A 26,397-nucleotide genomic window follows, 5' to 3' on the forward strand; every position below is an offset into this window, starting at 1 on the left:
TGCATCAGTTTCGAAAGGAAAAACCATGACGAGCACAGCGACAGCAACGAAGGATACCCCGGGTCTGACTTTGCCAGCGCCGCCCGTTCTTTCCATCCATCATCCGGCCTTGCGGGTAACCAATGCGGAAGTGACGCGGCATTTCTACGAAGATGTCCTGGGGCTTCCGCTGACGGCAGCCTGTCACTTCGATGATGACGGCTTCGGCAATCCGGTGGACTTCATGCACATCTTCCACCGCATGGGTGACGGCGATTTCGTGGCGTTTTTCGATATTCCCGCCAAATCCGATCCGGCCCCGCTGGCTCCCTATGCCAGCACCGATCTGCAGATGGCGCTGAAGGTCTCGGACGAGGCGGAGCTTGCCGATATCGAAGGGCGGCTTTCGGCAGATGGCCATGCCTATACCGGCCCTGTCGACAAGGGATTTTCCAGGTCGATCTACTTGCGCGATCCTAGTGGCCTGAATCTCGAAATTACGGCGCCGGTGCCGCAGTATGACGAAATTTTGAAGGCCGAAAAGGCAAAGGCGCACAACGTTCTTGATGCCTGGATTGCGGACAACGCCGCGAACTGATTTCCGGACTGCGGGCCCTTGGGCCGCCGTTTTTTAGCCCCTGCGCTCACGGTCTGCTTCTTGAGAGGCAGGCTTGTGGCCGCGCCGTCCGGCGTTGCGTGGCGGTGCCCGGGGCATAGCGCCTTCCTCTGACGGGCGGGCCCAGAGAGTATGCCGATGAAACTCGAACTCTATACCACGCCGATATCGCCTTATGCGCGCACGGTCGAAATCCAGCTTGCGATCAAGGGGGTGGAATTCACGCGGATCATCCCGGAGCGTGCCTTTGTCCGCGAGGGCGGGTTTGGCGATCTCAATCCCTTGCGCAAGATTCCGGTGCTCATGCTGGATGGGAAAGCCCTTCCGGAAACCCAGGTGATCTGCGAGACGATCGAAGACTTGTTCCCTGAGCCTTCGCTGCTTCCCGGCACGCCCATGGAGCGTTCGCTCATGCGGCTGCTCATGCGCACGGCGGATATCTATATCGCCGCGCCGTCGATCCAGCTTCTGAACATGACGGTGAATCCATACAGCGAGGATGTTGCCGCGCTGGCTGCCGGTACGATTGAGAAAGGGCTGGCGGCGCTTGAAACCTGGATCGCGCCCGGGCCTTATGCTGCCGGAAACGTGCGCAGTCTGGCCGATTGCGCCATTGCGCCTTTCCTGTTCCTGTTCCAGCAGATCCTGCCCGCGCATGGCGTGAAAGGTCTTCCCGAAGCCGGTCCGAAGCTTACCGCCTATCTCGACGCGGTGCGGCAGGACGAGCATGTCGGGGATTGCATGGCAGGCATGGAGGCCGGTCTGCAGGAGCGCATGGCAGCGGCAGGTTGATCTTCCAGGCCTGCTCGGGCAGCAAATATAATTTGATATCTAATAGATTGTAATCTACTCTATTGCGAGATAAGTATAGAACGCGATCAAGGCTCGGAAGCGGCATGAAAAGCCGTATCGATGCGGGAGAAGGAAATGAAAGCGTGAATGGCGCAGCCGGGTGGCTGGAAAACCGAAGTGATATCTAACCATTAGCGTTGAACTCTAGCTGACGCCATTCTGGCGGGTTGCGAATACGTCCTCCAACTGAGTGGTGTGTGCTGTCTTTGCGGCATGAACCGCTGTGCCGGGGGAAGGTGGATTAGCGCCAGGTTCCTAAGGTTAAAATCAATAATATCAATGTTTTGCATGAAATGCAAAACACCCGTGATGATGGCGGAATGCGGTTCTCGGGCGCATTGCGAAAAACCATGGGAGGGGAGAAAAATGCAGAAGTCACTGAAGATATGGATGACGACGAGTGCGCTGGTTGCGCCCGTTTTTGTTAGCCCGGCCGCCGCGCAGGAAGCGCCGCAGGAGTCCGCCAGCGTCGTGTATGACAGCACTACTGGCAAAGGTGCTCCGGCCGATGGGCTGGGCGATATCATCGTGACGGCACAGAAGCGTTCGGAAACATCGCAGAAAACGCCTGCCGCAGTGACTGCGGTCAACAGCGAAACGCTGGTTGCGCGCGGTGTGACAACGCTGTCTTCGGTTGAAAAGCTGGTCCCGTCGGCGAAGTTCGCGGTGCAGGGCAGCGAAACGCAGGTTTTCATCCGCGGCGTCGGGTCGCAGGTCGGCAATCCCAATATCCCGGAATCGGTCGCCACACAGTTGAATGGCGTTTTCCTGCCCCGCTACACGACGGGGGCAGGCCTGTTCGACGTCGCGCAAGTCGAGGTTCTGCCCGGCCCGCAAGGCACGCTTTATGGACGCAGCGCGGTGGGCGGTGTCGTCAACGTCAACACCCGGCGTCCGGGCTGGGACTTCGGTGTTCAGGCATCGCTTGAGAAGGGCAATTACGATTCCACCGTGCTGAACGGCGGCATCGATGTACCGCTGAACGACAGCGTGGCCGTGCGCGGCGCTGTCTATTTCGACAAGCACGATGGCTACAACAACAACGGGACGTATGACAAAAACGCTTTGGCAGGGCGTCTGTCCGTCCTGATCGAACCGACCGGCACCCTGTCCGCGTTCCTGTGGGGCAGCTACTATCGCGGGAGGTCGAAGCCGTCGCCTCTGCAGTACGTGCCCTATCCGGCAGGCGGCCCTTACGACTATCCGGAAACGGACCCCGCCTCTGCCTTCGCCTATCCGCCGGACGGCCTGGCAACGGACTATGGCAAGACCCGCTACCGCTCATGGCAGTTCGGCGGGCAGATCGATCTGGACCTTGGTGCCGTGTCGGTCACGTATATTCCCGGCTACATCTATGCCCGGGACGTGACGGCGCGATCGATCGTGGGCTTCAAGCAGGATTCGGTCATCGGCTACAAGCAGCTCAGCAACGAGGTGCGCGTTTCCAGCAATAATGGCAGCAGGCTGAAGTGGATGGTGGGTTTCTCCCAGTCGCACCAGTCCAGCCCGTTCTACTTCGTCTTCGGCCCCAACTTTGGCGGTGTCGACATGGTTGTGAAGATGGATGCGCTCGCGGGCTATGGCGAAGCGACTTATTCGGTGACGGACAGTGTGCGGCTGACCGCCGGGGCGCGCTATTCGTGGGACAAGCTGGCGGCCGACAATGCCGAGGCTTTCTTCCCGAACCCCGATTTTTCGCGCGGGATCCTGAGCTACGATTATTCCAACAGCTGGAAACGCTTCAACTGGAAGCTGGGCGTGGAGGCGGATGCCGGCCCGCAATCGCTGGTCTATGCGAATGTGCAGACCGGGTTCAATCCGGGCACCTTCCAGGTTTCCGCGCCGCTGCAGGGCGAGAATATCGATCCGCAGAAGATGATCGGTTTCACCCTCGGTTCGAAGAACCGTTTCTTTGACAACCGGTTACAGCTCAATCTTGAGGCGTTCTACTACCGTTATCGCGATCAGATCGTGCAGGCTTACGACGTGGGCACGGGCGGAACCGAGCTCTATAACGCGCCGCACAGCCGCATGTACGGTGTGCAATTGGACGGTGCCTTTGCGGTCACGCCCACGACCAAGCTGAACCTTTCGGCATCCACGCTCAATGCGAAGCTGCGCACGTTCGTCGTCGACCTGCTGAGCGGCGGGACGGCGGACTACAGCGGGCTGGTCCTGCCCTATTCGCCCAAGCTGACGCTGTCCGCCGGACTCGAACAGACCGTTCCGCTTGCCAGCGGGGCGCAGTTCCGGTTCCGGGCCGATACGTCCTACAACAGCGGGTACTGGGATACGTTCAGCCACCAGCCTGATTTGCGCCAGAAGCGCTTCAGCAAGACTGATGTCAGCCTGACGTACACGACGGCGGACAGACGGTTCGATGTAAGCGTCTGGGGCCGCAATCTGGAAAATGAAGCGACGCATGCCGCAGCGGGTGAGACGGGCCGTCCCTATCCCAATGCAGGTGCCGTCTATGTCGAGCCGCCGCGGACTTATGGCGTCACGCTGCGGGCCAACTTGTGACCCCGGCCTGCGAACGGCTTGGAACCGGCCGTTCGCGGCGCATGGCGAGGGCAGGGCGTCTGATGACGGTCCTGCCCTCAGGCCGTTTTGAATATTCGCGTTTTCGTCAGTGACCCCCAGCAGAAGCTAGTGAAAAGGAGAAGTCGCCATGTGCGTATCGGGAGATATCCCCCACGCCCGGGAATTGCTCAAGGATGCCCCCAAGAACTGGGGCAAGTGGGGCCCCGACGATGAAGTGGGCAGCCTCAACTACCTGAACGAGCCCGAAGTGCTGTCCGGCCGCGATTGCATCCGCTCCGGCAAGACCTTCACGCTAGGCCTTGAGATCGGCCGTCCCGAAGGCGATCCGATCTGGCCGGGCCGCCCGCAGCCGCAGCGCGTCCAGATCCGAGACCGGGGCGATTTTCTCGCCGGGGCCGGAAAGAACTATCCCGGCGGTCTCGAAGACTCCGATGACATGATCATCATGATGCTGCAGGGCAGCACCCAGTACGATGCGCTGGGGCATGTCTGGTACGACGATCAGATCTGGAACGGCTATCCGGCGGAAACGACGGCAGGCGGTTTGAAGAAGGCATCGGTCTGCCCGATCGGGGAGCGCGGCGTCGTCGGGCGCGGCGTGCTGATCGATATGGCGCGCCACCGCGGCAAGAAGGTTCTGGGGCGGGGCGAAACCTTCACCCACAAGGACCTGATGGAAGCCGCCGCCGCGCAAGGCGTGGAAATCCGCAAGCGTGACATTCTGGTGATCCGCACCGGCTGGATCGGCTCGTTCTATTACACTCCCGCCGAGGAGTTCTATAAGGACTTCCTGGAGCCGGGCCTGACCTACAGCCCGGAACTGGTGCAGTGGTTCGCAGACATGGAAATCCCCAGCCTGTGCACCGATACGATCGCCAACGAAGTGACGTTCGAGCCCGAGACCGGGGTGCTGCTGCCGCTGCACATGGCGCTGATGCGCAATCTGGGCATCACGCTGGCCGAGATCCTGCTGCTGGACAAGCTGGCGGACGACTGCGCCGCAGATGGCCAGTGGGATTTTCTCTACACGGCGGCGCCGCTCAAAGTGGTGCAGGGAACCGGCGCGCCGGTGAATCCGGTCGTGATTAAGTGAGGGGCTTGGCGGGGCTTTCTGGCGCCGCCAGTCTTGAACGGAAAAAACGGGGCGGAGGTGATCCTCCGCCCCGTTTTAATTTCATCCGGCATTTCGGACGTGAGGCAAAGCGCACGGAGCGTTTTCTCTCAACCTCGTCACCCTGAACTTGTTTCAGGGTCCATCAGGCGTTTTGCTTTGCCGGTCATTGTCACGCGCAAGGCCGCCGGTTAGCTCCCCGGAAGGCAGGCGAAGCGCATCAATCCAAAGGCAGAACGCGCGGCACGATGGATGCTGAAACAAGTTCAGCATGACGAGTGGGGATATGCCGTTTCACTGTCCAGGCCGCAGGTTTCGATCCTGCTGAAGGCTTGTCAGCGGCCCTTCCACACCGGCGCGCGTTTTTCGATGAAGGCCAGCGGGCCTTCCTGGAAATCCTCGGTCAGCATGATGCGGTCTTGCGCTTCCTGGCTCAGGCGCTGAAGCTCGCCATCTTCCAGATCGGCGGAGAGCTTTGCCAGTTTCAGGCTCTCTGCGACAGCGACCGGGGCATTGCTCGCGATCTTTTCCGCAATCGCCAGCGCGGCGGCAACCACTTCGCCAGCAGGGGCCAGATGATTGACCATGCCGAGTTCGGCAGCCCGCTCCGAAGGCAGGCGGTCTGCCGTCAGGATCATCTCGATGGCGATGGCGCGGGGCAGGGCGCGGGGCAGGCGGAACAGGCCGCCCGCTGACGCGATCAGCCCGCGCAGCACTTCGGGCAGACCGAAAGCGCCGCCCTCGCTGGCGACGATCATGTCGCAGGCGAGCGCCAGCTCGCAGCCTCCGGCCAGGGCCAGCCCTTCGACGGCGGCAATCCAGGGCTTGGTTCGCTCATGGAACACGAAACCGGCAAAGCCCGTTTCCGGCCGGATCAGCTTGTTGAGATTGCCTGCGGAGACTTCCTTGAGATCGGCGCCTGCCGAAAACACTTTGCCGCCGCTGCCGGTCAGCACGACGGCGCGAATATCGCCGTCCGCCTCCACGCTCTTCACGATACCCTCGATCGCTTCGGCAACCGCACCGTTCACGGCATTGCGCGCTTCGGGCCGGTTGATCGTGACGAGCGCCACGTGCGCGCCCATTTTCTCATAGAGCACGGCTTCGTGGCTCTGCTGTTCCATAAGGGTCTCCCGTTGTGTGTAAGTGTGTTTTCAGGCGCGGGCGGCGCAGGCGATGTCCCAGCCGATTTCCGCCAGCGGGCGGGCCTTGCGCCCTACTTCCTCGGCATCGGTGGCGCTGGCCTGCCCGGTCTGGGCACGGCTCCACACGCCCTGCAGGATCGCTGCGACGCGAAACAGGCTGAAGGCCAGATAGAAATTCCAGTGCGGCAGGTCCGTGCGCCCGCTGCGCGTCAGATAGCGCTGGATATATTCCTCTTCCGAAGGAATGCCCATGCCCGCGAAATCGAGCCCGGCAAGGCCGCGGAACAGATCGGGCGGAACGCGCCAGACCATCATGTGATAGGCAAAGTCCGCCATCGGATCGCCCAGCGTGGAAAGCTCCCAGTCCAGCAGGGCGATCACGCGCGGTTCGGTGGGGTGGAATACCATGTTGTCGATCCGCAGATCGCCGTGGAAGATCCGGCCCGGCTGTTCGGGCGGAAGGTGTGCGGGCAGCCAGGCGATCAGTTTCTCCATCGCATCGATCGGTTCGCCTTCGGCGGCGCGGTACTGGCGCGTCCAGGTGGCGACCTGCCGTTCCACAAAGCCCTCGCTGCGCCCGAAATCGGCGAGGCCAGCGTCGGCGGGCCGCACCTGATGCAGGTCTGCCACGGCCTGGTTCATGCCGTCGAAGATCGCGGCGCGTTCGGCGGCGGCAAGGCCGGGCATCGTCTGGTCATAGAAGATACGCCCTTCGACGAATTCCATCACATAGAACGGTGCGCCCATGACGGTTGCATCTTCGCACAGGGCGAAGACTTTGGGGGTGGGCACGGGGCTGTCCTGCAATGCGCGCAGCACGCGGAATTCGCGCTCAATCGCATGAGCCTTGGGCAGCAGCGGGCCGAGCGGCTTGCGGCGCAGGATGTACTGCCCCGATGGCGAGGATAGACGGAACGTGGGGTTGGACTGGCCGAAACCGCATTTGCTGAGCGTGCCGGGCCCACGGTATCCGGCGACGGCTTTTTCAAGCCAGCCGTCCAAGGCTGCGGGGGCGGCGTCTTCCGCCGGGGTGAGGGGTGCCTCTGCCATACATCCGTTCCATTGTGATTCGTTTTATAACGTCCTACGATTCTCGACAGAGAGATGCCAGCGATAAAGGCTGTCTGCGAGACTGTTCTGCCAGCATTACCTTCAATTGATGCTATGATTTCCGCAATATCGCGACTGCAATCCAGATGTGTGGCTTGCGCTATCCTTCCTTAAATCGTAGGACAAAAATTCTAGGAGGACATATGCTGGAACAGTCTCAAAGAAGTCAAAAGCTGGCGCAGCGATTGCACGCGTTCATGGAAGAGCACATCTATCCTGCCGAGCGCCAGTTCCAGCTCGAAGCGGAGCGGATGGGGCCCTGGAAGGTCTATCCCACGGTTGAGCGGCTGAAGGTGATCGCCCGCGATGAAGGGCTGTGGAACCTGTTCCTGCCCGCCGCGCATACCGAAGACGGGCTGACCAATCTGGAATACGCCCCGCTGTGCGAAATCATGGGCCGAAGCTTCCTTGCGCCCGAAGTGTTCAATTGCTCCGCGCCCGATACCGGCAACATGGAAACTATCCTGCGCTATGGCACGGATGCGCAGCGGGCCGAGTGGCTGGAGCCGCTGCTGGCGGGCAAGATCCGCTCCGCCTTCGCGATGACGGAGCCCGAGCGGTCCTCTTCGGATGCAAAGCAGGTGGCCAGCGAGATCGTGCCCGATGGCGATGACTACGTGATCAACGGGCGCAAGTGGTACACCACCAACGCCACGCATCCCAATTGCCAGATCATGATCTTCATGGGCCGGGTCCACCCGGAAGCCGAAGATCCCTACCGGCGCCAGTCGATGATCCTTGTTCCGCGCGCGACACCGGGGGTGCGCGTGGTCCGCTCGCTGCCGGTCTTCGGCTTCTATGGCGTGCCGGACCGGGCATCGGAAGTCGTGTTCGAAAATGTGCGCGTGCCCAAGTCCAACGTCCTGCTGGGTGAGGGGCGCGGTTTCGAGATCGCGCAGGGGCGCCTCGGGCCGGGCCGCATCCACCACTGCATGCGTCTGATCGGCCTGTCCGAACGCGTGCTGGAGCGCATGTGCCGCCGCGCCGAGTTCCGCGAACCCTTCGGACGCCCGCTGTCGGAACAGACCACCTCGATGGAACGCATCGCGCAGGCCCGCGTGATGATCGAGCAGGCGCGCCTGCTGACGCTTAAGGCCGCGCACATGATGGATACGGTGGGCAACAAGGCCGCTCGCCAGGAAATCGCCATGATCAAGGTCGTGGCACCCTCGATGGCGCAGCAGATCGTCGACTGGGCGATCCAGATGTTCGGCGGCGGCGGCACCAGCAACGATCATTTTCTGCCGATGGCCTTTGCCAACGCGCGCCTGCTGCGTCTGGCGGACGGGCCGGACGAAGTGCACCGCAACCAGATCGCCAAGCTGGAACTGCGCCGCTATCGCAATGTCTTGCCGGAAACCACGGGCGGTTTCGCCAATGTGCTGCCGCTTCAGGAAGCCGATCTCATGGCCGATGAAGGGCTCTGGCCCCGGCCCGAGGATTTTCCAGCATGAGCGGCCGCGTCGCCGGGAAGAAGGCGCTGATCACCGGCGCCGGGCAGGGCATCGGCGCGGCCGCTGCCCGCCTGCTGGCGCAGGAAGGCGCGCAGGTTCTGGTCACCGATGTGAACGAGCCTGCCGCGCGCGATCAGGCCGCGGCGATCAATGCCGATCTGGGGGAGGGCACGGCCTTTCCCGCGCGGCTCGATGTGACCAGTGAGGAGGAGTGGATCGCCGCCTTGCAGGCCGCGCGGGAGGCGATGGGCGGGCTTTCGGTGCTGGTCAACAACGCCGGGGTGGTGCTCACCGGATCGGTGGAGGATTTCGATCTCGACGAATGGCACCGGGGCATGTCGATCAATGTCGACAGCGTGTTCCTGGGCTGCAAGCATGCCATTCCGCTGCTGCGCGAAAATCAGCCGGGCTCGATCGTCAATCTTTCCTCGATTGCCGGGCTGATCGCATCGCCGACGTTCGCGAATTACAATGCCTCGAAAGCGGCGGTGTGGCTGCTGTCCAAGTCGGTGGCGCTGCACTGCGCGCGCAAGGGGTGGGATGTGCGCTGCAATTCGGTGCATCCCACCTTTATCCGCACGCCAATCCTGCAGGATCTGGTGGGAGACAAGGACGAGGCTACCGTGTTCGCCAAACTGGAAAAGCAGGTTCCGCTGGGGCGCTTGGGCGAGGCGGACGAAGTGGCCCAGGCCGTTCTCTATCTGGCATCGGACGAAAGCCGTTTCGTGACGGCGTCCGAACTGAAGATAGACGGCGGCATATCGGCAATGTGAGTGATTCCATGACGCAACCTATGTTCAGCCTTGAAGGCAAGACCGCCATCGTGACGGGCGCGACCCGGGGGATCGGGCGTGCGATTGCCGAGGCTTATGCGGCGGCGGGCGCCAATGTCATGGTGTCCTCGCGCAAGCAGGAGGCTTGCGGCGAGGTGGCCGCTGCGATCAATGCGCGCGGGGCGGGTAAGGCCGTGCCGTTTGCCGCCAATGTCGGCTCGCGTGAGGCGGTCGAAGCCCTTGTGGCCGAGACGCGAAAGCAGTTCGGTCCGGTCGATGTGCTGGTCTGCAATGCCGCGGCCAATCCCTACTACGGGCCGATGGCCGGAATCAGCGACGAGCAGTTCGAAAAGATCCTGCGCACCAACCTGCTGTCCAGCCACTGGCTGGCCGCGCTGGTGGCGCCCGATATGGAGTGCAGCGGGGGCGGCAGCATCGTCCTGATCTCGTCCATGGGCGGCTTGCGCGGATCGGCGACGATCGGGGCCTACAACATTTCGAAGGCGGCGGATTTCCAGCTCGCGCGCAATCTGGCGGTGGAATACGGCGCGCGGAACATCTGTGTGAACTGCATCGCGCCAGGCTTGATCCGTACAGACTTTTCCCGTGCATTGTGGGAAGACGACGGCAACCGGGCCAAGGCGCTGGCGGGCGTGCCGCTGGGCCGCATTGGCGAGCCGGACGACATTGCCGGAACGGCGGTGTTCCTGGCGTCCGCCGCGGCCCGGTACATCACCGGGCAGACGATCGTCATCGATGGCGGGATGACCGTGACGGTGCCGGGGATCTGAATGCGGGGGAAGGCGGGAGGCAGAGGGATGTTGATGGAATTGCGGCGGACCGGGCGTGCACTTGCGCGGCCCGGTGAACGCGGCCATTTTGCGGCGCTATGAAGACGCAGCAGAACGATGCCGGGGGGGATGCCGGTAAGGTGCAAGTGCAAGATCCACTCGGAGAGCAGGCACCGGAACCCGTGGCCAGCAAGCCGTTGAGCCCACGGGACCGGGTGATCCAGGATGTCGTGCGGGGGCTATACGAAGGCCGCCTGGAGCCGGGGCAGCGCCTGGTGGAGGCGCAGCTTACCGAACAGTACGGCATCAGCCGGGGGCCCGTGCGCGAAGCGCTCAACCGGCTGGCGGCGATGGGCGTGGTGGATCTGCTGCCGCAACGCGGCGCGCTGATCCGTATCCTGACCCTGAAGGATGCGATCGACAGCCTGCAAGTGGTGCAGGGGCTGGTCGGCATGTCGGCCCGGCTGGCGGCGGAACATAGCAGCGATGACGAGGGGCTGGAGCGCCTGCAGCATGCGGCCGCCGATATCATGCGTTTCGATCCGGCATCGCCCAGTGCGGATCATGCCAAGGCCCGCGACGCATTCTATTCCGCGCTTACCGCGATGGCGGACAATGCGGCGCTGCGCCGGGTGATGATGCAAGTGCACATTCACCTGATTCGCGTCCAGTTCCGCTCCTTGCTCCGCACCGCCGACCGGCGCCGGCATCGCGATTACACCGATATCGTGGAGGCCGTGGCCGCCGGAAATTCCAGCCGTGCCGAACGCGCGGCGCGGGCGCATATCGGCCGGTCGATATCGGCGCTGGAAGCTTTTCGCGCCGCGGAAAAGCCCGCCTGATTATAGCCTTGGGCGTGTTTTACGGCTGAATAGCCGGGGGTGTGTTGCTTGATTTCTGATCAGCGAGCAGCACTAGAATCGTAGGACAATTTCGGTATTTTCCCTTGCGTCAAATACTTCGGTATGGCAGTTGTTGTGCGGGCCAAGTGAGCGAGGTTTCTGCGTCTGATTGTAGGACGAACTGAGCCGGCTCATGTCTTGGGGAGAAGGCGGTGAATCTGCGTGGCGCATCGCTGTGCCGCTGATGGATTCGCCAAATGAAAAGGCAGAATATGCACAAGAACGTCAATGTCAGGGCCGTTTTTCTGGAATCGCCTACGAAGACGCGTATGACGCACGGGCAGTATCCCTGTAACGGCAACTATTTCTCGCCCGAAGGCGAAACGCCGACGACGGCGATTATTGCCTCTCACTATACCGCCAGTTGGGCGAACCACTATCTGGGTGAGTACGTGGCCCGGCGCGGATACGGCTTTTTGGGCTGGAATACACGCTATGCGGGCGCGCCGGTCGCCACGGGCTTCAACCTCGAAAATGCCCTCGTCGATCTTGGCGTCGGCGTGCGCTGGCTGCGCGAAGTGGCGGGCGTGGAAAAGGTGGTTATCCTGGGCAATTCGGGCGGCGCGTCGCTGATGGGCGCCTATCAGGCGCAGGCGCTTGATCCGCACATCGATCCGGGTGCAGTTCCGGTTGAGGAACTGGAGAGCCTGATCCCGGCGGACATGTACATCTCGCTGGCGGCGCATCCTGGGCGCGCGCGGATCTTCACCGAATGGCTGGACCCGTCGGTGACGGACGAGAACGATCCGCTGTCCTGCGATCCCGATCTCGACATGTACAACCCCAAGAACGGCCCGCCCTATTCGGATGAATTCCTGACGCGTTACCGCGCCGGGCAGGTCGCCCGTAATGAGCGCATTACGGCCTGGGCCGAGGCGGAGTTGGCGCGGCTGCGCGACGAGCGGCCCAAGGGCGATGGCACGCTGGATGGCAAGGGCACGTTCGGCGCCCCGTCCAAGGACGGCGTGTTCGACCGGTTCTTTGCGGTCCCGCGCCAGTTTGCCGATCCGCGCTTCCTCGATCTCAGCATCGATCCGTCGAAGCGCCGGGTGGGCTGCTACATGGGCGATCCGCGCGAATCCAACTATTCGGGCTATGGCCTGGCGCCGATTACGTCAGCACGCGAATGGCTGGCGATGTGGAGCCTGTCCAAGACGCAGGTCTGCATCGAGGAGCAGCTGCCGCGCATTACCCAGCCCGCGATGGTGATCTTCGCCAACTACGATCAGGGCGTCTACCCAAGCCACGCGCACGCGATCCACGATGCGCTGGGATCGAAGGACAAGCGTCTCGTCTTCCTGGACGGTGCCCACTACTTCGAAAGCGATGGCAGCCGGGCCGAACTGGCCAGCGTCATTTCTGACTGGCTCGAAGATCACGGCGCGCTGCCGGTCTGACAGGCCGCACGCGCGTTATCGTATAGGCAGGCGGCCTGCACCGTCTGCTGAATGAACCCAAGCCGGGGGCCGGGGCACCGCATTGCGGTGGTCCCGGTTCCTGTGCGCATGTTCGGCGTTAGAGTTGCGCTCCTTCGGGATGATCGCTAGATATCTAACTATGACTGAGCATGTTATTTCCAGAAACACCGCTGACGACGATGAATTTGCGACAAGCAAAAGCATAGGCTTTCTTGTCCGCAAGACGCACCGCTCCTTCACGCGCGCGCTGGAAAAGCGATTGAAAGAACATGATATTTCAATCAGCATGTGGTTCTTTTTGCGGCTGCTGTGGGAAAAGGACGGTCTCAGCCAGAAACAGTGCAGCGAGGAACTGAGCCTGACTCAGCCAACCACGGTTTCGGCAATGGACAATCTCGAACGGCGCGGCCTGATACAAAGGGTCCGCAATGAGCGGGACCGGCGGCTGACCAATATTTTCCTCACCGAAAAGGGCCGGGATCTGCGCGGTGAGCTGGTGCATTACGCTGGCGATGTGAACGGCATTGCGACGTCCGGCCTGGACGATTGGGAAACGCAGGCCCTGCATTCGCTGCTGACGAAGGTGAATGCCGCTCTCGAACAGGATGTGGACGGCGCATAAAAGCTGTTTCCGCAGGGCTTGAGTTTGCGGAAAACTGCGCTTCCATACAATTGCTCGATTTGATTGCGCAGCGTGTGTTTCGCACGATGACGCTTGGCGTTGGTGCAACAAGCATAAAATCTGAAACGAGCCCCCGCTGATCTGATCTTGTCGAAGGGGAGGGCAGCGCTGTGCCAGCATCCTTCGGAAAGCTCAGTGTGAGCCGAGGGCGGGATGGCCCTTGTTCGTCTTTTCACTTTCCACTCCGCGCGTCCAGCCGCGCTGTTTGGCGTGCCTGCCGCGCGGGGTGATCCCGGTTTGGACGGGCGTGCGGGATAAGATTTCGCACAATGGTCATTGACCAATATCAGTTCGATATCTAATTAATAGAAAGGATCAGAAATCTGGGGAGAGATTCGAACCGTGAGCGTCGACAGGATCGCGTTTGAAAGCCTGCAGGAGCCTCTGGCTGGGCGGCTTTCGCCCAAGGTGGAGCGCCTCGGCTATTTCGGGGAATTCTTTCAGTGCACTGCGCACCAGCCCGAAGCGCTCGATGCGTTCATGGTCTTCACCGAAGCCTTGCAGGATGCCTTGCCCAAGAAACTGGTCGAGGTGGTGTCTCTCACCGTCGCGAACTGGTGCCGCAACAGCTACGAGCGCAACCAGCACGAGCGGCTCAGCGTGCGCCTTGGCTATGGCCGTGACTGGGTAGCGGCAGTGGGAGCGCTGCGTCCTGAGGATCAGCCGCTTTTGTCCGGTGACGAACGGCTCGTGCAGCGCACGGCCTTGTCGGTTCTCGAAACCCAGGGGCACGAAACGGCCCCGTTGTTCGCCCGGCTGGTGGAGGTGCTGGGCCAGCAGCAGGCCATCGCCGTGCTCATGCTGACCGGGCGCTACTTCGTGCATGCCAGCGTGGTGAACACGCTGCAGCTTGCCGCGCCCGTCCCCTCAATTTTTGAAGATGGATTTACCGGATGAGTGATCACGCCCCCCTCTGGATCAAGGAAGCGGAAATCGTTTCGCTGATGGACCTTCACGCCGCCATCGGCGCGCTGGAAGCCGACCTGCGATCGCAGGCGGCAGGCGCGGCGATCAACATGGGCAAAACCCACGCTTCGTGGGCGGGCGGCAGCACGCTGCATGCCATCGGCGCAGTGTTTGAGGCCGATGGCGTCGTTGGCACCAAGACCTGGGCCCATACCGAAGGCGGCGCGACCCCGCTGCTGATCCTCTGGAATTCCGATACCGGCGCGCTGCTGGCGATTATCGAGGCCTTTGCAATGGGCCAGATGCGCACGGCCTCCGTCTCGGCGGTTGCCACGCGGTACCTGTCCGTGGACGCGGCGGATACCTTCGCGCTGATCGGCACGGGCAAGCAGGCGCTCGCCCAACTGGCCGCCGTGGCTGCCGTGCGCCCGCTCAAGGACGTACGGATCTGGGGACGTAACACCGAAAAGCGCGATGCCTTTGCCGAGCAGGCAAGGGGGCTGGGCTATGACTTTCGCGTCAACACGCCGGGCACGGTGGCCGAGGCGGTAGACGGTGCGGCGATCGTCACCACTGTCACCCGGGCGCGCGAACCGTTCCTGACGGCGGACATGGTCGCGCCGGGCACGCATATCAATGCCGTAGGCGCCATTACCGGCGAGCGGCAGGAACTGGCGCAGGACGTTTTCCCGCGCGCCTCCGTGATCGCGGCGGACGATCCCGGCGCTGTGCGCAGGCTTTCGTCCGAACTCATTCGCTATCTGGGGGATGCGGGTGACTGGTCCACGGTGCGGCCGCTGGCCGATGTCGTAGCGGGGGCCGCAAGCAGGCCGCAGTCATGCGATCTCACCATTTTCAAATCCATGGGCATGGGGATCTCCGATCTCTCGCTCGGCGTCGAAATCTACCGGCGCGCCCGCGCGGCCGGTCTTGGAACCGATGTCGCCACGCCCGTCCGTTCAAAGCCCCACCTCGGGCCACTCCAATCAGTAGGGGATGCATAAGATGAAAGTCGATTTCGATCAGGCCAGCGCGGGCTTCGCGCCGCTTCATGCGATGACCGAGCCGGATGCGAAGAAATGGGCGCCGGTGCTGATCTCCAAGGCGCAGATCGATGCGGAAATCGAACGTCTGGCTAGCCTTCCCAATGCCGAGGCGGGGCGCCGCTCCTCGCTGATCGTGCACCCCGATGCGCTGCCCGGCGCGCCGGGGCTGGCGCCGGGGATCTGCGTCACGCTATCGGTTCTCAAGCCCGGCGAGCGGACCGAACCGTTTCGCCACAATGCCACCGAAGTGAACTTCTGCATTCGCGGGCAGGGCCGGGCCGTGGTGGCTGGCCGGGCGATGGCGTTCAGGCAGTATGACGTGTGGAACACGCCGTCCTATGCCATCTACACGCGCGAGAACGATGGCGACGATCTCCAGGTCATGCTGACCTACAACAATTCGCCGGTCCTCAAGTTCATGAACGTCTACTTCGCCGAGCACAATCCGCCGATGCTTTCCGCCGTCGAAGAGGCGGCTGCGGAGGAAGAGGATGGCCGCAAGACAAGCCCCTACGGCACGTTCCAGATCGGTGACGACGGCGCGATGCTCATGCCTTACGAACGGCTGATCAATCCACCTGCAGTGGAAGCCAATCCGCTGTTCTGGCCCTGGGAAAAGGTAGAGGCCGAACTCGGCAAGCTGGCCGATCTGGGGCAGAACTATGTCGGGCGCCGCCTGTACCTGCTCTACAATCCGATGACGGGGCGCACCAACGGCACGACGCCCAGCTTCTTTTCGACCATCACCATCCGCCCGCCCAGGATCGTGGACCGGCCGCACCGGCACACGTCCGCTGCGATCAATTACTACTTCAAGGGATCGGGCCGCAGTTCGGTGGCGGGCAATGTCTATGAATGGAGCGCGGGAGACCTGATGCTTTCCGCGCCCGGCTGGGCCGTGCACAATCACGCCTCCTATGACGACTATGTCTATGAACTGACGGTGCAGGACCAGCCGCTCAACATCGCGATGGAATCGCTGCTGTGGCAGGAGAGCATGAAAGAGCCGCCGATCCTGCTCGGCACCCATGCTGGTTTCGATACCAACCGCGCGGTGGTGGGGTGAGGCCATGATCGAACTCAAGCCCGATTTCCTGCGCGGCTCCTATCCGCCGGTCATCACTCCGTTCACCGCCGATGGCGCGGTCGATTACGATGCTTATGCGGGCCTTGTGGAATTCCAGATCCGCGAGGGCAGCCATGGCATCGTCGTCAACGGCACTACGGCGGAACCCAGCCTGCTGACGGTCGAGGAGCGTCAGCGCTTGCTCGAAAAGGCGCTGGAAGTGGTGGACAAGCGCATTCCGGTCGTTGCGGCGACCGGTTCGCAGAGTCACGCCGAAACTGCTGCCTTGACCGATCATGCCACGAAGGCGGGGGCGGATGCGTTGCTGGTGGTGACGCCGTACTACGTGCGCCCGCCGCAGCGCGGGCTGGTTGCCTATTTCAGCGATATCGGTGCGCGCACCGATCTGCCGGTGATGATGTACCACATTCCGGGCCGCGCCGCCGTGACGGTTCCCATCGATACGCTGGAAACGATCGCGGCGGCCACGCCCAACTTCGTGGGCATGAAGCACGCAGCGGTGGACATGGGTTTGATGACCGAGGCTATCGACAGCTTCGGTCCGGACTTCCGCGTCTTTGTGGGGCTTGAGGAATTGAGCTTTCCGATGATGGCAATGGGTGCGTGCGGTATGGTCAATGCCGTGAGCAACATCGCGCCGGGCCCGATCGCGCAACTGTTCGAGGCCGTCAATCGCGGCGATCTGGCGGAAGCGCGGCGGCTGCACTACGCGCTGTTCGATCTCAACCGGGCGGTGTTCTTCGACACCAATCCGATTGCAATCAAGTACATGGCCAAGAAGCTGGGCATTCTTGCCGAAAATCACCACCGCTTGCCGATGATGCCCGCCACGCCGGACGTGGAAAGGCGGCTCGACGCCGTTCTGGCCAAGGCTGGTCTGATCTCTCAGCAGGAAACGGAATACGCCTGATGGCAGGGTCTATGGTAACGCTGACGTCCTTCGACGGGCGAGAATTCTCTGCCTATCTGGCCAAGGCCGATGCGTCCGGAGCTTCGGGTATCGTCATCCTCCAGGAGATTTTCGGCATCAACACGTTCGTGCGTGAGGCGGCGGACCGTTTCGCGGCGGCCGGGTACAACGTGATCGCGCCGGACCTGTTCTGGCGCCAGGAGCCGGGGCTGCAACTTAATCCCGGGTCTGAGGAAGACCGTGCCCGGGCGATGGGCCTGATGAAGAATCTGGACGAAGACGCAGCCATGCGCGATGCGGCGAGTTCCGCGGCCTGGCTGCGTGATGCCATGGCGTGCGAGCGGGTCGGTGCCGTGGGATACTGCCTGGGAGGCAAGCTGGCCTATCTGGCGGCGATGGACCCGGCTTTCGATGCGACCGTGGCCTATTACGGCGTCGCCATCCAGTCGGCGCTTGCCAAGGCGGATGGAATCCGGGCGCCGCTGCTGCTCCACATCGCGGCCGAGGACACGCTGTGCCCGCCGGAAGCTCAGGCGCAGATCGTAGAGGCTCTGGAGCCCAAGGGCGTCAGGATCACGACCCATGCGGGCGCGGGGCATGCCTTCGCGCGGTACAATACACCGGCCTATAACGCGGCCGCCGCAGAACCGGCTGACAGCGAGACATCCGAATTTCTGACGGAATATCTGAAATAGACATTTGTATCGAAAATTACTTCGTTGTAGAACTATGTAAAAGCATGCCGCCTGGACGGCGTTGAGCAACATGCATCATAGGGGAGAGAGGCGTGAAAGTCCTGCACATCGATAGCAGTGTTCTGGGTGAAAATTCGGTCAGCCGGAAGATTTCGGCTGGCGTCATGGTAAAGCTGAAGGCTGCACAGCCTGATGCTGACGTGCTCTATCGTGATCTTGCTGTCGATACGGTTCCCCACCTGTCGGGTGCATATCTGGCGGCCTCGCAGGGTATGACCAGCGAGCATGAGCCGGAACTGCAGGCCGATCTCGCCATTGGCGAGGCAGTGCTGGAAGAGTTTCTGGAGGCCGATGCCGTCGTGATCGGCGTGGCGTTCTACAACCTCACGGTGTCGAGCCAGTTGAAGGCCTGGCTGGACCGGATCATGATCGTGGGCAAGACGTTCAAATATTCCGCTCAGGGTGAACTGCAAGGGATGATGGGCAGCAAGCGCGTCATTCTGGGCATTTCGCGCGGCGGCATCTATCTGGAAGGTACGCCCGGCGGCGCCATCGAGCATTGCGAGACTTTCCTGAAAGCCATCTTCGCTTTCATCGGCGTGACCAACCTGGACATCATCGTTGCCGACGGCGTGAACGTGGGGCCGGAGCATCGCGCGCAAGCTCTGGAGCATGTCGACAAGGAACTCGCGTTGCTCTCGTTTTGACGAGGGATTAGTTCCTATTTTACCCGGGTTATATTGACTGAATAAAACACCCGGGTAAAATTATGGGATGATGTTACCCAGTGCCCATTCCGCCGGTATTGCCTTTGAGAGTTTCGGCGAGGAAGCGAACGAGACCATCCTGCTGATCGCGGGGCTTGGCACCACGATGCTGCGCTGGAGCGTGCCGTTCTGTGAGAGGTTGGCGGCTCGCGGATACCGCGTGATCCGCTTTGACAACCGTGACAGCGGGCGTTCCGCGCATTTCAGCTCCTTCCCGCCGCCCGATTTCGGGGAATTGGCGCGTGTGCTCATGGCTGGGGAGCAGCCGACGGTTCCCTATACCCTGGCCGATATGGCCGCCGATGCCATCACTCTGCTTGACCGGCTGGGTATTGCGCGTGCGCATGTGGCGGGACGTTCCATGGGCGGAATGATCGCCCAGATCACGGCCAGCGACTATCCCGCCCGGGTGCTTTCGCTGACATCGATCATGTCCAGCACCGGCAATCCGGCGTTACCTCAGGCGGCGCCCGGTATCATGGCGCTGATGATGCGGCCCGTACCTGTTCCAGCGGCCGATCTGGACGGATTTCTGGAACATGGCGTTGCTTTCGCCCGGTGCATTGCCGGAAGCGGCGCGCCGTTCGACGCGGCCGCGCACCGCACCTTGCTGCTGGAAGAATTGAAGCGCGGGCATGCTCCCGGGGGCGCCGCACGGCAGGTTGCCGCGATGGCCGTTAGCGGAGACCGGAGGGCGAGACTGAGAACCATCGCCGTACCGGCACTAGTGATCCATGGAGCCGAGGATCCGTTGATCCCGTCTGCTGGCGGGGTGGAAACGGCCGCGATGATACCCGATGCCGAATTGCTCCTGATCGAAGGGATGGGGCATGATATCCCTGCGCAATTCGAAGGGCGGATTGCCGATGCCATTCATCAGACCGCGCGAAAAGGGGCTACGGCGTGAAACGCGGAAGCCCCCTGAAGCATCGACGTGAAAGGGCGTGCTGTCCTTACGGCGTCGCTGTCAGCAAAGCGCCGCCATCGACATAGATCGCGCTTCCGGAGATATAGCTGTTGCGCATCAGGAAGAGATAGGCTTCGGAAATATCCTCGCAGGTTCCGACACGCCCGGCCGGGGTGGTGGCCGCCACGGTATCGTAGAGCGCCTGGCGGGCCTCGTCGGGGATGTTGGCCATCTGGTTGCTGTCCACTACGCCCGGGGCCACCGCATTCACGCGCACCGGGGCGAATTGCGTCGCCAGCACGCGCATCATGCTTTCGATGGCGGCATTGACCATCGATCCCATCAGTGCGCCGAACATCGGGCGCTGGCTGGTCGCGCCCGAGACCAGCGTGATCGATCCGCTCTTGGAGATCTTTTCGCCCGCTGCGCGCGCGACGCGGTATTGCCCCCAGAAACGCGTTTCGAAAACGGTCTTCGCATCGTCCACCGGGGCGAGGCCGCGTGCTTTCACCGGGCCGCCGACAGTCATGGCGAGGTGATCGAATGCACCGAGATCGGCGAACATGCGTTCAATCGAGGCATCGTCGTTGACATCGGCCACCAGGCCCGAGGCCTTGGGCCCCAGCGATTCCGCGGCCGCTTTCACTTTGTCCGCAGAGGGCGAGACAATCACTACGTCCGCGCCAATTCCGGCAGCGGCTTTCGCAGTGGCATAGCCGAAGCTGCCCGTGCCGCCGAACACGACCACGCGCTGTCCATCCATTCGCATGTGTTTTTCTCCCTAGGGTTTTGGCTGTCAGGGCGCCGTTCACGCGGAACAGCGCCCTGACTGTGTGTACGTTTGGAAGGCGCGCGGATCAGGCGGATTCGCGTTCGGTCTTTTCGGCTTTGGAAATGTCCAGCACCGGCATGTGTTCCTCGAAACCTTCCGGCGCCGCGACTTCGATGATCGGATCGGGCCGGGTGTCGAACTCCACCATGAAGGCGCGCGACATCTTGGCATAGCCGATGTACTGGTTCACCGCGTGGGTCAGATCGACGATCTGCTCGGCAGTGAGATGCTGTTTCAGGGCATTGAAAAGCTGATCGGGCACGCGCGCGTCCAGCACGGTCAGCGCATCGGTGTATGCGAGCACGGCGCGTTCGGCAGGCGAAAACAGATCGGAGACGGGCCAGGCCGGAATGGCATCGATCTGGTCCTGCGTCACGCCGCACGAACGCGCGATCTTGCAGCGCTGCGAAAAGACGAACTGCGATTGCACCAGCCAGCCCAGCCGCAGCAGCGCCAGTTCGCGCAAGGGCTGGGGCAGGGTGAACTTCTCAGTGTCGTACATCCACGAAATGCTGCGCGAAATGATCGCCAGCGCTTCCTGCGAATTGGCCACGGTGGTTTCCCAATTGCCTTTTACGCCGAAGGGATTGCCGGGCGCCGTATCGAATTCCTGATCGCCGAACTTGTTGTGATAGATCGCCTTTACAAAAGGATTGGTGATCGCGCGCGATCCGACTTCAGGAAGTCTGGGCATGTTGGATTACTCCCGAGATTTTATGGTCTTGATCGTCCGGCAGGGCCGCCGCCTTACCGCAAGACGGTGCTGCGCCGAGGGCAGCTCGCCTCACATCTTTCCGGCGGCCTTGGCTTCCTTCCACATCTCCAGCGCGGCCATCCAGCGCGGGGTTGTGGTCGTTTCCAGGTAGTCGGCCTGCATCTCGTCCGTGAGAATTTCGAGCATCACGCGGTTTTCCACCCAGAGCTCGACGACATCGAAGCCCATCTTGCGGCGCAGGCGCTGTGTGAACCAGCCTTCGCGCTTGCCGATGGCGAAGATCTCGTCCGCCGTCAGCTTCGTGCCGATGGCAAGGTGCGTGGCGACATAGTCGGTGGTGCTGGGATCGGGATCGGGAATGACGACCTTGGGGTCCTCATAGCTCAGGACCATCTGGTACGGGTAGACTTCCAGCGCGGTGTTGCGATCGTCCGAGGCGATGGCCATCCACGAGCCGTTGTTGGTGGGCAGAAAGGGAATAGCTTCTCCGCCCCAGAGTTCGGCCACGACTTTGGCGACATGTTCCGGATCTTTGGCGGCGATCGATGCGTGATACATCATAATCCTTCTCCTGGCGCTTTTGTTTTTCGCGGGCGTGCTGTTGCGCTTGCAGCGTCGCTTTCAGGTTCGTTCTGCTGAAAAATAGATAGATATCGTTCTATTTGATGTCAAGTTAAATGCCGGAGGCAAAGGGGTGAATTCGGCTTGCCTGCGGGGTATTTTGCCGCAGCGCTTCTGCCGCTCTGCAGAGGCGCTGAAGCGGGGGAATTACGCGGCAAAGACACGGTCCGGCAGGGCGGCGATGTCGCGGGAAAGCGAGAGCAGATAGCTGCTTGTCCGCTCGGCGGCGCGTCCGGCATCGCCTTCCAGAATGGCCGCGGCGATGCTTTCAAGCTGATCGATCCGATGGATTTCGCTGACTGCCGGGAAGGCGCGGAATTGCACGCGGACAAGGTGGATCTGCAGCGCGCCTACCACACGCTGCAATTGCAGGTTGTCCGCCGCCTTGGTGATCGAGCGGAACAGGTGGCTCACGGCGCGGCCGAATTCGAAGAAGTCGTGCTCGCCTTCGCCCTTGAACTGCGCGGCATGGGCGATGCTTTCCACGATCAGTTCGCGGTTGCCGGGCTGATCTATGTGTTCGGCGGCCAGCGATGCGGAGAGCGAAAACACCCGCTCCATCACCAGGAAGATGTCCGTGGTCTGCTTGCGCGTCAGCCGGGGGATCACCGCGCCCCGGTTGAAACTCATCGAGGCGGCGCCCTCCGCCGTCAGCCGCGCGAGCGCCTCGCGCACCACGAACCGGCTGACGTTGTATTCCTGCGAAAGATCGACTTCGACCAGCCGCTGCCCGGGAACGTAGCGCCCCTCATAAAGGCCACGGATCACGTTGCGGACAAGCTGTTCCGACGCGCTGATGCTGCGCGCGCGGCCGCCTTTGGTCTCGCCTTCAGGCAACTTCGAAGAGGCCGGCTGCACCCATTCCTCCGCCCATGCACATCGTCACCACCACGTTCTTCACGCCTCTGCGTTTTCCTTCCAGCAGGGCATGTCCTACGAGCCTTGCGCCCGACATGCCATAGGGATGGCCGACGCTGATGCCGCCGCCATCGACATTGAACTTCTCGGGATCGATGCCGAGCGTGTCGCGGCAATAGAGCACTTGCGAAGCAAAGGCCTCGTTGAGTTCCCATAGCCCGATGTCGTCGACGGCAAGGCCGTGCTGCGCCAGCAGGCGGGGAATGGCATAGATCGGGCCGATGCCCATCTCGTCCGGCTCGCAGCCCGCGCAGACGAAACCCCGGAACAGGCCGAGCACCGGCAGCCCGCGTTTGGCCGCCAGATCCGCGTTCATCACCACGCTGGCGCTGGCGCCGTCCGAAAGCTGGCTGGCGTTTCCGGCCGTCACGCTGTGCCCTTCGCCGCGCACGGGTTTGAGCGAGGCCAGTGATTCGGCCGTGGTGCCCGGACGGTTGCCTTCGTCCTTGTCGAGCGTGACGGTGCGGGTGGTGACTTCGCCGGTTTCCTTGTTGATTTCCGCCTTTTCGGTGGTGATCGGCACGATCTCCGCATCGAAACGGCCACTCTCCTGCGCGGCGGCAGTGCGCTGCTGGCTGGCGAGGCTGTAGGCATCCTGCGCCTCGCGGGAGATGCCGTAGCGCTGGGCAACCACTTCGGCCGTATCCAGCATCGGCATGTAGATATCGGGCGCATTCTCCACCAGCCAGGGGTCTTGCTGGTGGAACACATTGGTGTGCTCGTTCTGCACGAGGCTGATCGATTCCACACCGCCCGCGACTGTCACGGAAACATCCCTGCAGCGGATTGCCTGCGCGGCCATCGCAATGGCCTGCAAGCCGGAGGCGCACTGGCGGCTGACGGTGGCGCCCGCCGCCGACGCGGGAAGGCCGCCGCGCAGCAGCGCTTGCCGGGCGAGATTGTCGCTGGCGGTGCCTTCCTGCCGGGCGCATCCCAGCAGCACGTCTTCCACTTCGGCCGGATCGATCCCGGCGCGGGCGACGGCGTGCTTGATCGCATGGCCCGCGAGCGTGGGGGCAGGGGTAATGTTGAAGGCGCCGCGATAGGCCTTGCCGATCGGCGTGCGGGCCGTGGAAACGATAACTGCGTCAGCCATTGTCAGATCCTTTGAAACGCGCGGTTGAGCCGGGAAAACCGGTTCGGGCATGGTGGGATTGCAGGGGTGGGATCAGGCAGGGATCCGCTTGCCCTTCGCGTCGTAGCGGTGCCAGCCGCGCCCGGTCTTGCGGCCGCGATAGCCTGCCGCGACAATGGCCTTGAGCAACTGGCGCGGCATGAAGCGGTCGCCATAGTGGTCCTGCATGATCTGCTGCACGTCCATGCTGAGTTTGGTATCGGTAAGGTCCATCAGCTCGAACGGGCCGACCGGGTGGCCAAGGCCCAGCTTGCAGGCCTTGTCGATGTCCTCGGCCGAGACGGCGCCTTCCTCGACCAGGCGGATCGCCTCGATGAAGAAGATGTGCAGCATGCGGTTGACGGCAAAGCCCACCACATCCTTCACGTGGATCGGCTCCTTCGCGATGTCCCGCATCAATTGCATGACTTCGTCCGCCACCTGCGGATCGGTGTCGATGCCGGGAATTACTTCCACCAGCGCCATGCGCGATACCGGCGAGAAGAAGTGCGTGCCCACGAACCGCCCGCGCCGCTCTTCCGGCAGACGTCCGCCCAGTGCGGTGATCGAGATGCTGGAGGTGTTGGTCATCATGATCGCCGTTTCGGGGAGCACTTTGGCCAGACGTTCGAAGATCGCGCCTTTCACGTCGATATCCTCGAACACCGCCTCGACCACCAGATCGCGGTCGGCATAGGATTCCAGGCTGTCGCAGGCTTCCAGATTGGCCAGCGCCGCGTCCGCCTGTTCGCGGGTATAGCGGTTCTTCGCGATGCCCTGTTCGAGCACGCCTTTCAGCCGTTCGATCGCCGACTGTACCTGTTCCGCCGACTGGTCGCAGATTTTCACGGAAAACCCGGCCAGCGCATAAACCAGCGCGATTTCCGAGCCCATCATGCCGGAACCGACAACACCAACCTTGCGCGCCATCTCTTCTCCCATCGTTTCCGTCCTGCGGCAGCGCTGCGCCGGGACTCCGAATGACGCGCTTATGCCTGCGCCGGAGGTGCGGCGCAATGATTGTCTAACAATTTTGTATTGCAATAATTGACAATCAATAGAGGTAGCCGCATTTTCCGTGCCTGCCGGACACGAGTCCGGCGGCAGGCAAGCGCCAGCGTCCCCGCAAGTGCTGGGGGAGGAGAGAAACCGGTGGAACTGTGTGATCGCAGGAGGACTGATCTTCCGGGGCGTGATCGTCTTACTTTGGATCGTCATTGCGAGGCCCGCAGGGCCGCGGCCATCCAGAGCGCCGTGGCTCCGCTCTGGATGGCTTCGCTTCGCTCGCAATGACGAAGGTCTTATCCAAAAGCTATCATACCCTAGGCTGCCGCGCCGTTTGGCCTCAGCAGCACTTTCGCGCCGGTTGCGCGGGCGCAGGCGGCCGTCAGGCCGGCCGGGGTCAACAGGTCTTCCAGAGCGATTTCCCGGTTGAAGCCGCTGGCGAATGTCGTCGTCAATTCGCGCACGATGCGGTGTTTCATGGCTTCGACGGTTTCCGGCTCGATCTTGCCGAGATACGAAAACAGCAGCCAGCCGCCCACGCTCCAGGCCATGCCATAGTCCTTGTGCAGCACGGTGGGGCTGGGATCGAGCCCGCCGTAGATATAGACCTGCTTGTGGGTTTCCGATCCGTAACGGCTGTAGGGTACCTGCCGGGCACTCAGCGCCTTTTCCATCGCCGAAAGGATGCGGCTGGCGAGATCGCCACCGCCCACCGCGTCGAACCCCAGCGTTGCTCCGGTTTCGCCAATGGCGCGGGCCAGCGTTTCGTCGAAGTCCGGCGCGGCGCTGTTGCAGACGAATTCCGCGCCGATCCCGCGCAGCAGCCGCGCCTGTTCCTCACTGCGCACCACGTTGACGAGAGGAATGCCGTCCGCCTTGCATATCCGCACCAGCATCTGGCCAAGGTTCGATGCGGCGGCGGTGTGGACCAGCGCGCTGTGCCCTTCGTGGCGCATCGTGTCGGTCATGGCGAGCGCGGTCAGCGGATTGACGAAGGACGCGGCACCATCGCGGGGAGGCGTGCCGTCGGGCAGCACAAGGCAGGATGCGGCCGGAAGCTTGTGAAATCGCGCGTATGTGCCGCTGCCGACCATCGCCACGGTGCGCCCCAGCAGGGGCTGCGCAGCGGCCCCGGCGGCCACCACGGTTCCCATCCCCTCGAAGCCTACAGGCAGGGATTGTCCGGTCCGCGCGCGCAGCCGCTGGAACAAGGCGGCGGGAATGGGCGCGGAAAGGGCAGGGAATTCGCCGGTGCCGCTTGGCACGAACGCCTCCGGCTCCACCGCGCCCAGCATCAGGCCGATGTCGGAGGGATTTACCGGCGCGCCTTCTACCCGCACGACCACTTCATCATCGGCCGGAGCGGTGATCTCCACCGGTTCCAGCGTCAGCAGAAGCGTGGCGTCCTCACCCGCGCGCGAGCGCAGCTCAAGGCTTTCCAGCGGGAATGCAACGGTTTCGGCCAAGATATCCTCCTATCGCCCGGAAGGGGGCAGT

26 protein-coding genes are annotated in these 26,397 nt (G+C 62.5%); 17 read left to right on the forward strand and 9 right to left on the reverse strand.

Annotation, left to right across the window (positions count from 1 at the left end; translation table 11 throughout):
- The first annotated feature begins 25 nt into the window (after window positions 1-25).
- The 4 genes from MTR66_RS12395 (at window position 26) to MTR66_RS12410 (ending at window position 5,084) form a co-directional block, all read left to right on the forward strand.
- On the forward strand, window positions 26-577 hold the full coding sequence (locus MTR66_RS12395) for a VOC family protein (protein WP_243921460.1): 552 nt from the start codon (window positions 26-28) through the stop codon (window positions 575-577).
- Between the two features lie 156 nt (window positions 578-733).
- Window positions 734-1,387: a glutathione S-transferase family protein gene (locus MTR66_RS12400; RefSeq protein ID WP_243921462.1), complete on the forward strand. Its 654-nt coding sequence runs from the start codon at window positions 734-736 to the stop codon at window positions 1,385-1,387.
- A 426-nt stretch (window positions 1,388-1,813) separates the two neighbouring features.
- On the forward strand, window positions 1,814-3,970 hold the full coding sequence (locus MTR66_RS12405) for a TonB-dependent receptor (protein WP_243921464.1): 2,157 nt from the start codon (window positions 1,814-1,816) through the stop codon (window positions 3,968-3,970).
- A 148-nt stretch (window positions 3,971-4,118) separates the two neighbouring features.
- On the forward strand, window positions 4,119-5,084 hold the full coding sequence (locus MTR66_RS12410) for a cyclase family protein (protein WP_243921466.1): 966 nt from the start codon (window positions 4,119-4,121) through the stop codon (window positions 5,082-5,084).
- Between the two features lie 353 nt (window positions 5,085-5,437).
- Here the strand turns inward: MTR66_RS12410 and MTR66_RS12415 are convergent, their stop codons facing one another.
- Together MTR66_RS12415 and MTR66_RS12420 are read right to left on the reverse strand one after the other, a co-directional pair.
- Window positions 5,438-6,226, reverse strand: coding sequence for an enoyl-CoA hydratase-related protein (locus MTR66_RS12415; protein ID WP_243921468.1), 789 nt, complete (start codon window positions 6,224-6,226; stop codon window positions 5,438-5,440).
- Between the two features lie 30 nt (window positions 6,227-6,256).
- Window positions 6,257-7,297 (reverse strand): phosphotransferase, encoded by a 1,041-nt coding sequence (locus MTR66_RS12420; protein ID WP_243921470.1) that lies wholly within the window; start codon window positions 7,295-7,297, stop codon window positions 6,257-6,259.
- Between the two features lie 203 nt (window positions 7,298-7,500).
- On the opposite strand from MTR66_RS12420, the gene MTR66_RS12425 reads away from it, so the two are divergent.
- From MTR66_RS12425 to MTR66_RS12485, 13 genes are all read left to right on the forward strand, one after another.
- A complete protein-coding gene (locus MTR66_RS12425) occupies window positions 7,501-8,811 on the forward strand; it encodes an acyl-CoA dehydrogenase family protein (RefSeq protein WP_268740477.1) in 1,311 nt (436 codons plus the stop codon).
- Window positions 8,808-9,584: an SDR family oxidoreductase gene (locus MTR66_RS12430; protein ID WP_243921474.1), complete on the forward strand. Its 777-nt coding sequence runs from the start codon at window positions 8,808-8,810 to the stop codon at window positions 9,582-9,584. Before MTR66_RS12425 ends, MTR66_RS12430 begins: the two co-directional genes overlap by 4 nt.
- An 8-nt stretch (window positions 9,585-9,592) precedes the next feature.
- Window positions 9,593-10,375, forward strand: a complete 783-nt coding sequence (locus tag MTR66_RS12435; RefSeq protein ID WP_243921476.1) for an SDR family NAD(P)-dependent oxidoreductase — start codon at window positions 9,593-9,595, stop codon at window positions 10,373-10,375.
- Window positions 10,376-10,473: 98 nt separating this feature from the next.
- Window positions 10,474-11,217: a GntR family transcriptional regulator gene (locus MTR66_RS12440; protein ID WP_243921479.1), complete on the forward strand. Its 744-nt coding sequence runs from the start codon at window positions 10,474-10,476 to the stop codon at window positions 11,215-11,217.
- Between the two features lie 257 nt (window positions 11,218-11,474).
- Window positions 11,475-12,674, forward strand: coding sequence for an alpha/beta fold hydrolase (locus MTR66_RS12445; RefSeq protein ID WP_243921481.1), 1,200 nt, complete (start codon window positions 11,475-11,477; stop codon window positions 12,672-12,674).
- A 139-nt stretch (window positions 12,675-12,813) separates the two neighbouring features.
- Complete coding sequence (locus MTR66_RS12450) at window positions 12,814-13,317, forward strand: MarR family winged helix-turn-helix transcriptional regulator (protein ID WP_243921483.1); 504 nt, start codon at window positions 12,814-12,816, stop codon at window positions 13,315-13,317.
- A 402-nt stretch (window positions 13,318-13,719) separates the two neighbouring features.
- Window positions 13,720-14,274: a carboxymuconolactone decarboxylase family protein gene (locus tag MTR66_RS12455; RefSeq protein ID WP_243921485.1), complete on the forward strand. Its 555-nt coding sequence runs from the start codon at window positions 13,720-13,722 to the stop codon at window positions 14,272-14,274.
- Window positions 14,271-15,287 (forward strand): ornithine cyclodeaminase family protein, encoded by a 1,017-nt coding sequence (locus MTR66_RS12460; RefSeq protein ID WP_243921487.1) that lies wholly within the window; start codon window positions 14,271-14,273, stop codon window positions 15,285-15,287. The genes MTR66_RS12455 and MTR66_RS12460 overlap by 4 nt, the downstream gene beginning before the upstream one ends.
- Window positions 15,280-16,395: a cupin domain-containing protein gene (locus tag MTR66_RS12465; RefSeq protein WP_243921489.1), complete on the forward strand. Its 1,116-nt coding sequence runs from the start codon at window positions 15,280-15,282 to the stop codon at window positions 16,393-16,395. The genes MTR66_RS12460 and MTR66_RS12465 overlap by 8 nt, the downstream gene beginning before the upstream one ends.
- 4 nt (window positions 16,396-16,399) lie before the next feature.
- Window positions 16,400-17,326: a 4-hydroxy-tetrahydrodipicolinate synthase gene (gene dapA / locus MTR66_RS12470; protein ID WP_243921492.1), complete on the forward strand. Its 927-nt coding sequence runs from the start codon at window positions 16,400-16,402 to the stop codon at window positions 17,324-17,326.
- Window positions 17,326-18,021 carry a dienelactone hydrolase family protein gene (locus MTR66_RS12475; protein WP_243921494.1) on the forward strand — a complete coding sequence of 232 codons (696 nt, stop codon included), beginning with the start codon at window positions 17,326-17,328 and terminating at the stop codon, window positions 18,019-18,021. The genes dapA and MTR66_RS12475 overlap by 1 nt, the downstream gene beginning before the upstream one ends.
- A gap of 92 nt (window positions 18,022-18,113) precedes the next feature.
- The gene (locus tag MTR66_RS12480) at window positions 18,114-18,728 is read left to right on the forward strand and encodes an FMN-dependent NADH-azoreductase (protein ID WP_243921496.1); all 615 of its coding nucleotides are present in this window, start codon (window positions 18,114-18,116) and stop codon (window positions 18,726-18,728) included.
- 67 nt (window positions 18,729-18,795) lie between these two features.
- On the forward strand, window positions 18,796-19,695 hold the full coding sequence (locus tag MTR66_RS12485; RefSeq protein ID WP_243921497.1) for an alpha/beta fold hydrolase: 900 nt from the start codon (window positions 18,796-18,798) through the stop codon (window positions 19,693-19,695).
- 46 nt (window positions 19,696-19,741) lie between these two features.
- Here MTR66_RS12485 and MTR66_RS12490 read toward each other — a convergent pair whose 3' ends face one another.
- The 7 genes from MTR66_RS12490 to MTR66_RS12520 form a co-directional block, all read right to left on the reverse strand.
- Window positions 19,742-20,464: an SDR family oxidoreductase gene (locus tag MTR66_RS12490; protein ID WP_243921499.1), complete on the reverse strand. Its 723-nt coding sequence runs from the start codon at window positions 20,462-20,464 to the stop codon at window positions 19,742-19,744.
- Window positions 20,465-20,552: 88 nt separating this feature from the next.
- Window positions 20,553-21,221, reverse strand: a complete 669-nt coding sequence (locus MTR66_RS12495) for a carboxymuconolactone decarboxylase family protein (protein WP_243921501.1) — start codon at window positions 21,219-21,221, stop codon at window positions 20,553-20,555.
- Window positions 21,222-21,311: 90 nt separating this feature from the next.
- Window positions 21,312-21,803, reverse strand: coding sequence for a hypothetical protein (locus tag MTR66_RS12500; RefSeq protein ID WP_243921503.1), 492 nt, complete (start codon window positions 21,801-21,803; stop codon window positions 21,312-21,314).
- Between the two features lie 207 nt (window positions 21,804-22,010).
- A complete protein-coding gene (locus tag MTR66_RS12505; RefSeq protein WP_243921505.1) occupies window positions 22,011-22,721 on the reverse strand; it encodes a GntR family transcriptional regulator in 711 nt (236 codons plus the stop codon).
- On the reverse strand, window positions 22,693-23,877 hold the full coding sequence (locus MTR66_RS12510; RefSeq protein ID WP_243921507.1) for an acetyl-CoA C-acyltransferase: 1,185 nt from the start codon (window positions 23,875-23,877) through the stop codon (window positions 22,693-22,695). The genes MTR66_RS12505 and MTR66_RS12510 overlap by 29 nt, the downstream gene beginning before the upstream one ends.
- A 72-nt stretch (window positions 23,878-23,949) precedes the next feature.
- The gene (locus MTR66_RS12515; RefSeq protein ID WP_243921509.1) at window positions 23,950-24,837 is read right to left on the reverse strand and encodes a 3-hydroxyacyl-CoA dehydrogenase family protein; all 888 of its coding nucleotides are present in this window, start codon (window positions 24,835-24,837) and stop codon (window positions 23,950-23,952) included.
- A 380-nt stretch (window positions 24,838-25,217) separates the two neighbouring features.
- Window positions 25,218-26,366, reverse strand: coding sequence for a zinc-binding dehydrogenase (locus MTR66_RS12520; RefSeq protein WP_243921511.1), 1,149 nt, complete (start codon window positions 26,364-26,366; stop codon window positions 25,218-25,220).
- Between the last annotated feature and the right edge of the window lie 31 nt (window positions 26,367-26,397).

This window comes from Novosphingobium beihaiense, assembly GCF_022832375.1.
GTDB lineage: Bacteria > Pseudomonadota > Alphaproteobacteria > Sphingomonadales > Sphingomonadaceae > Novosphingobium > Novosphingobium beihaiensis.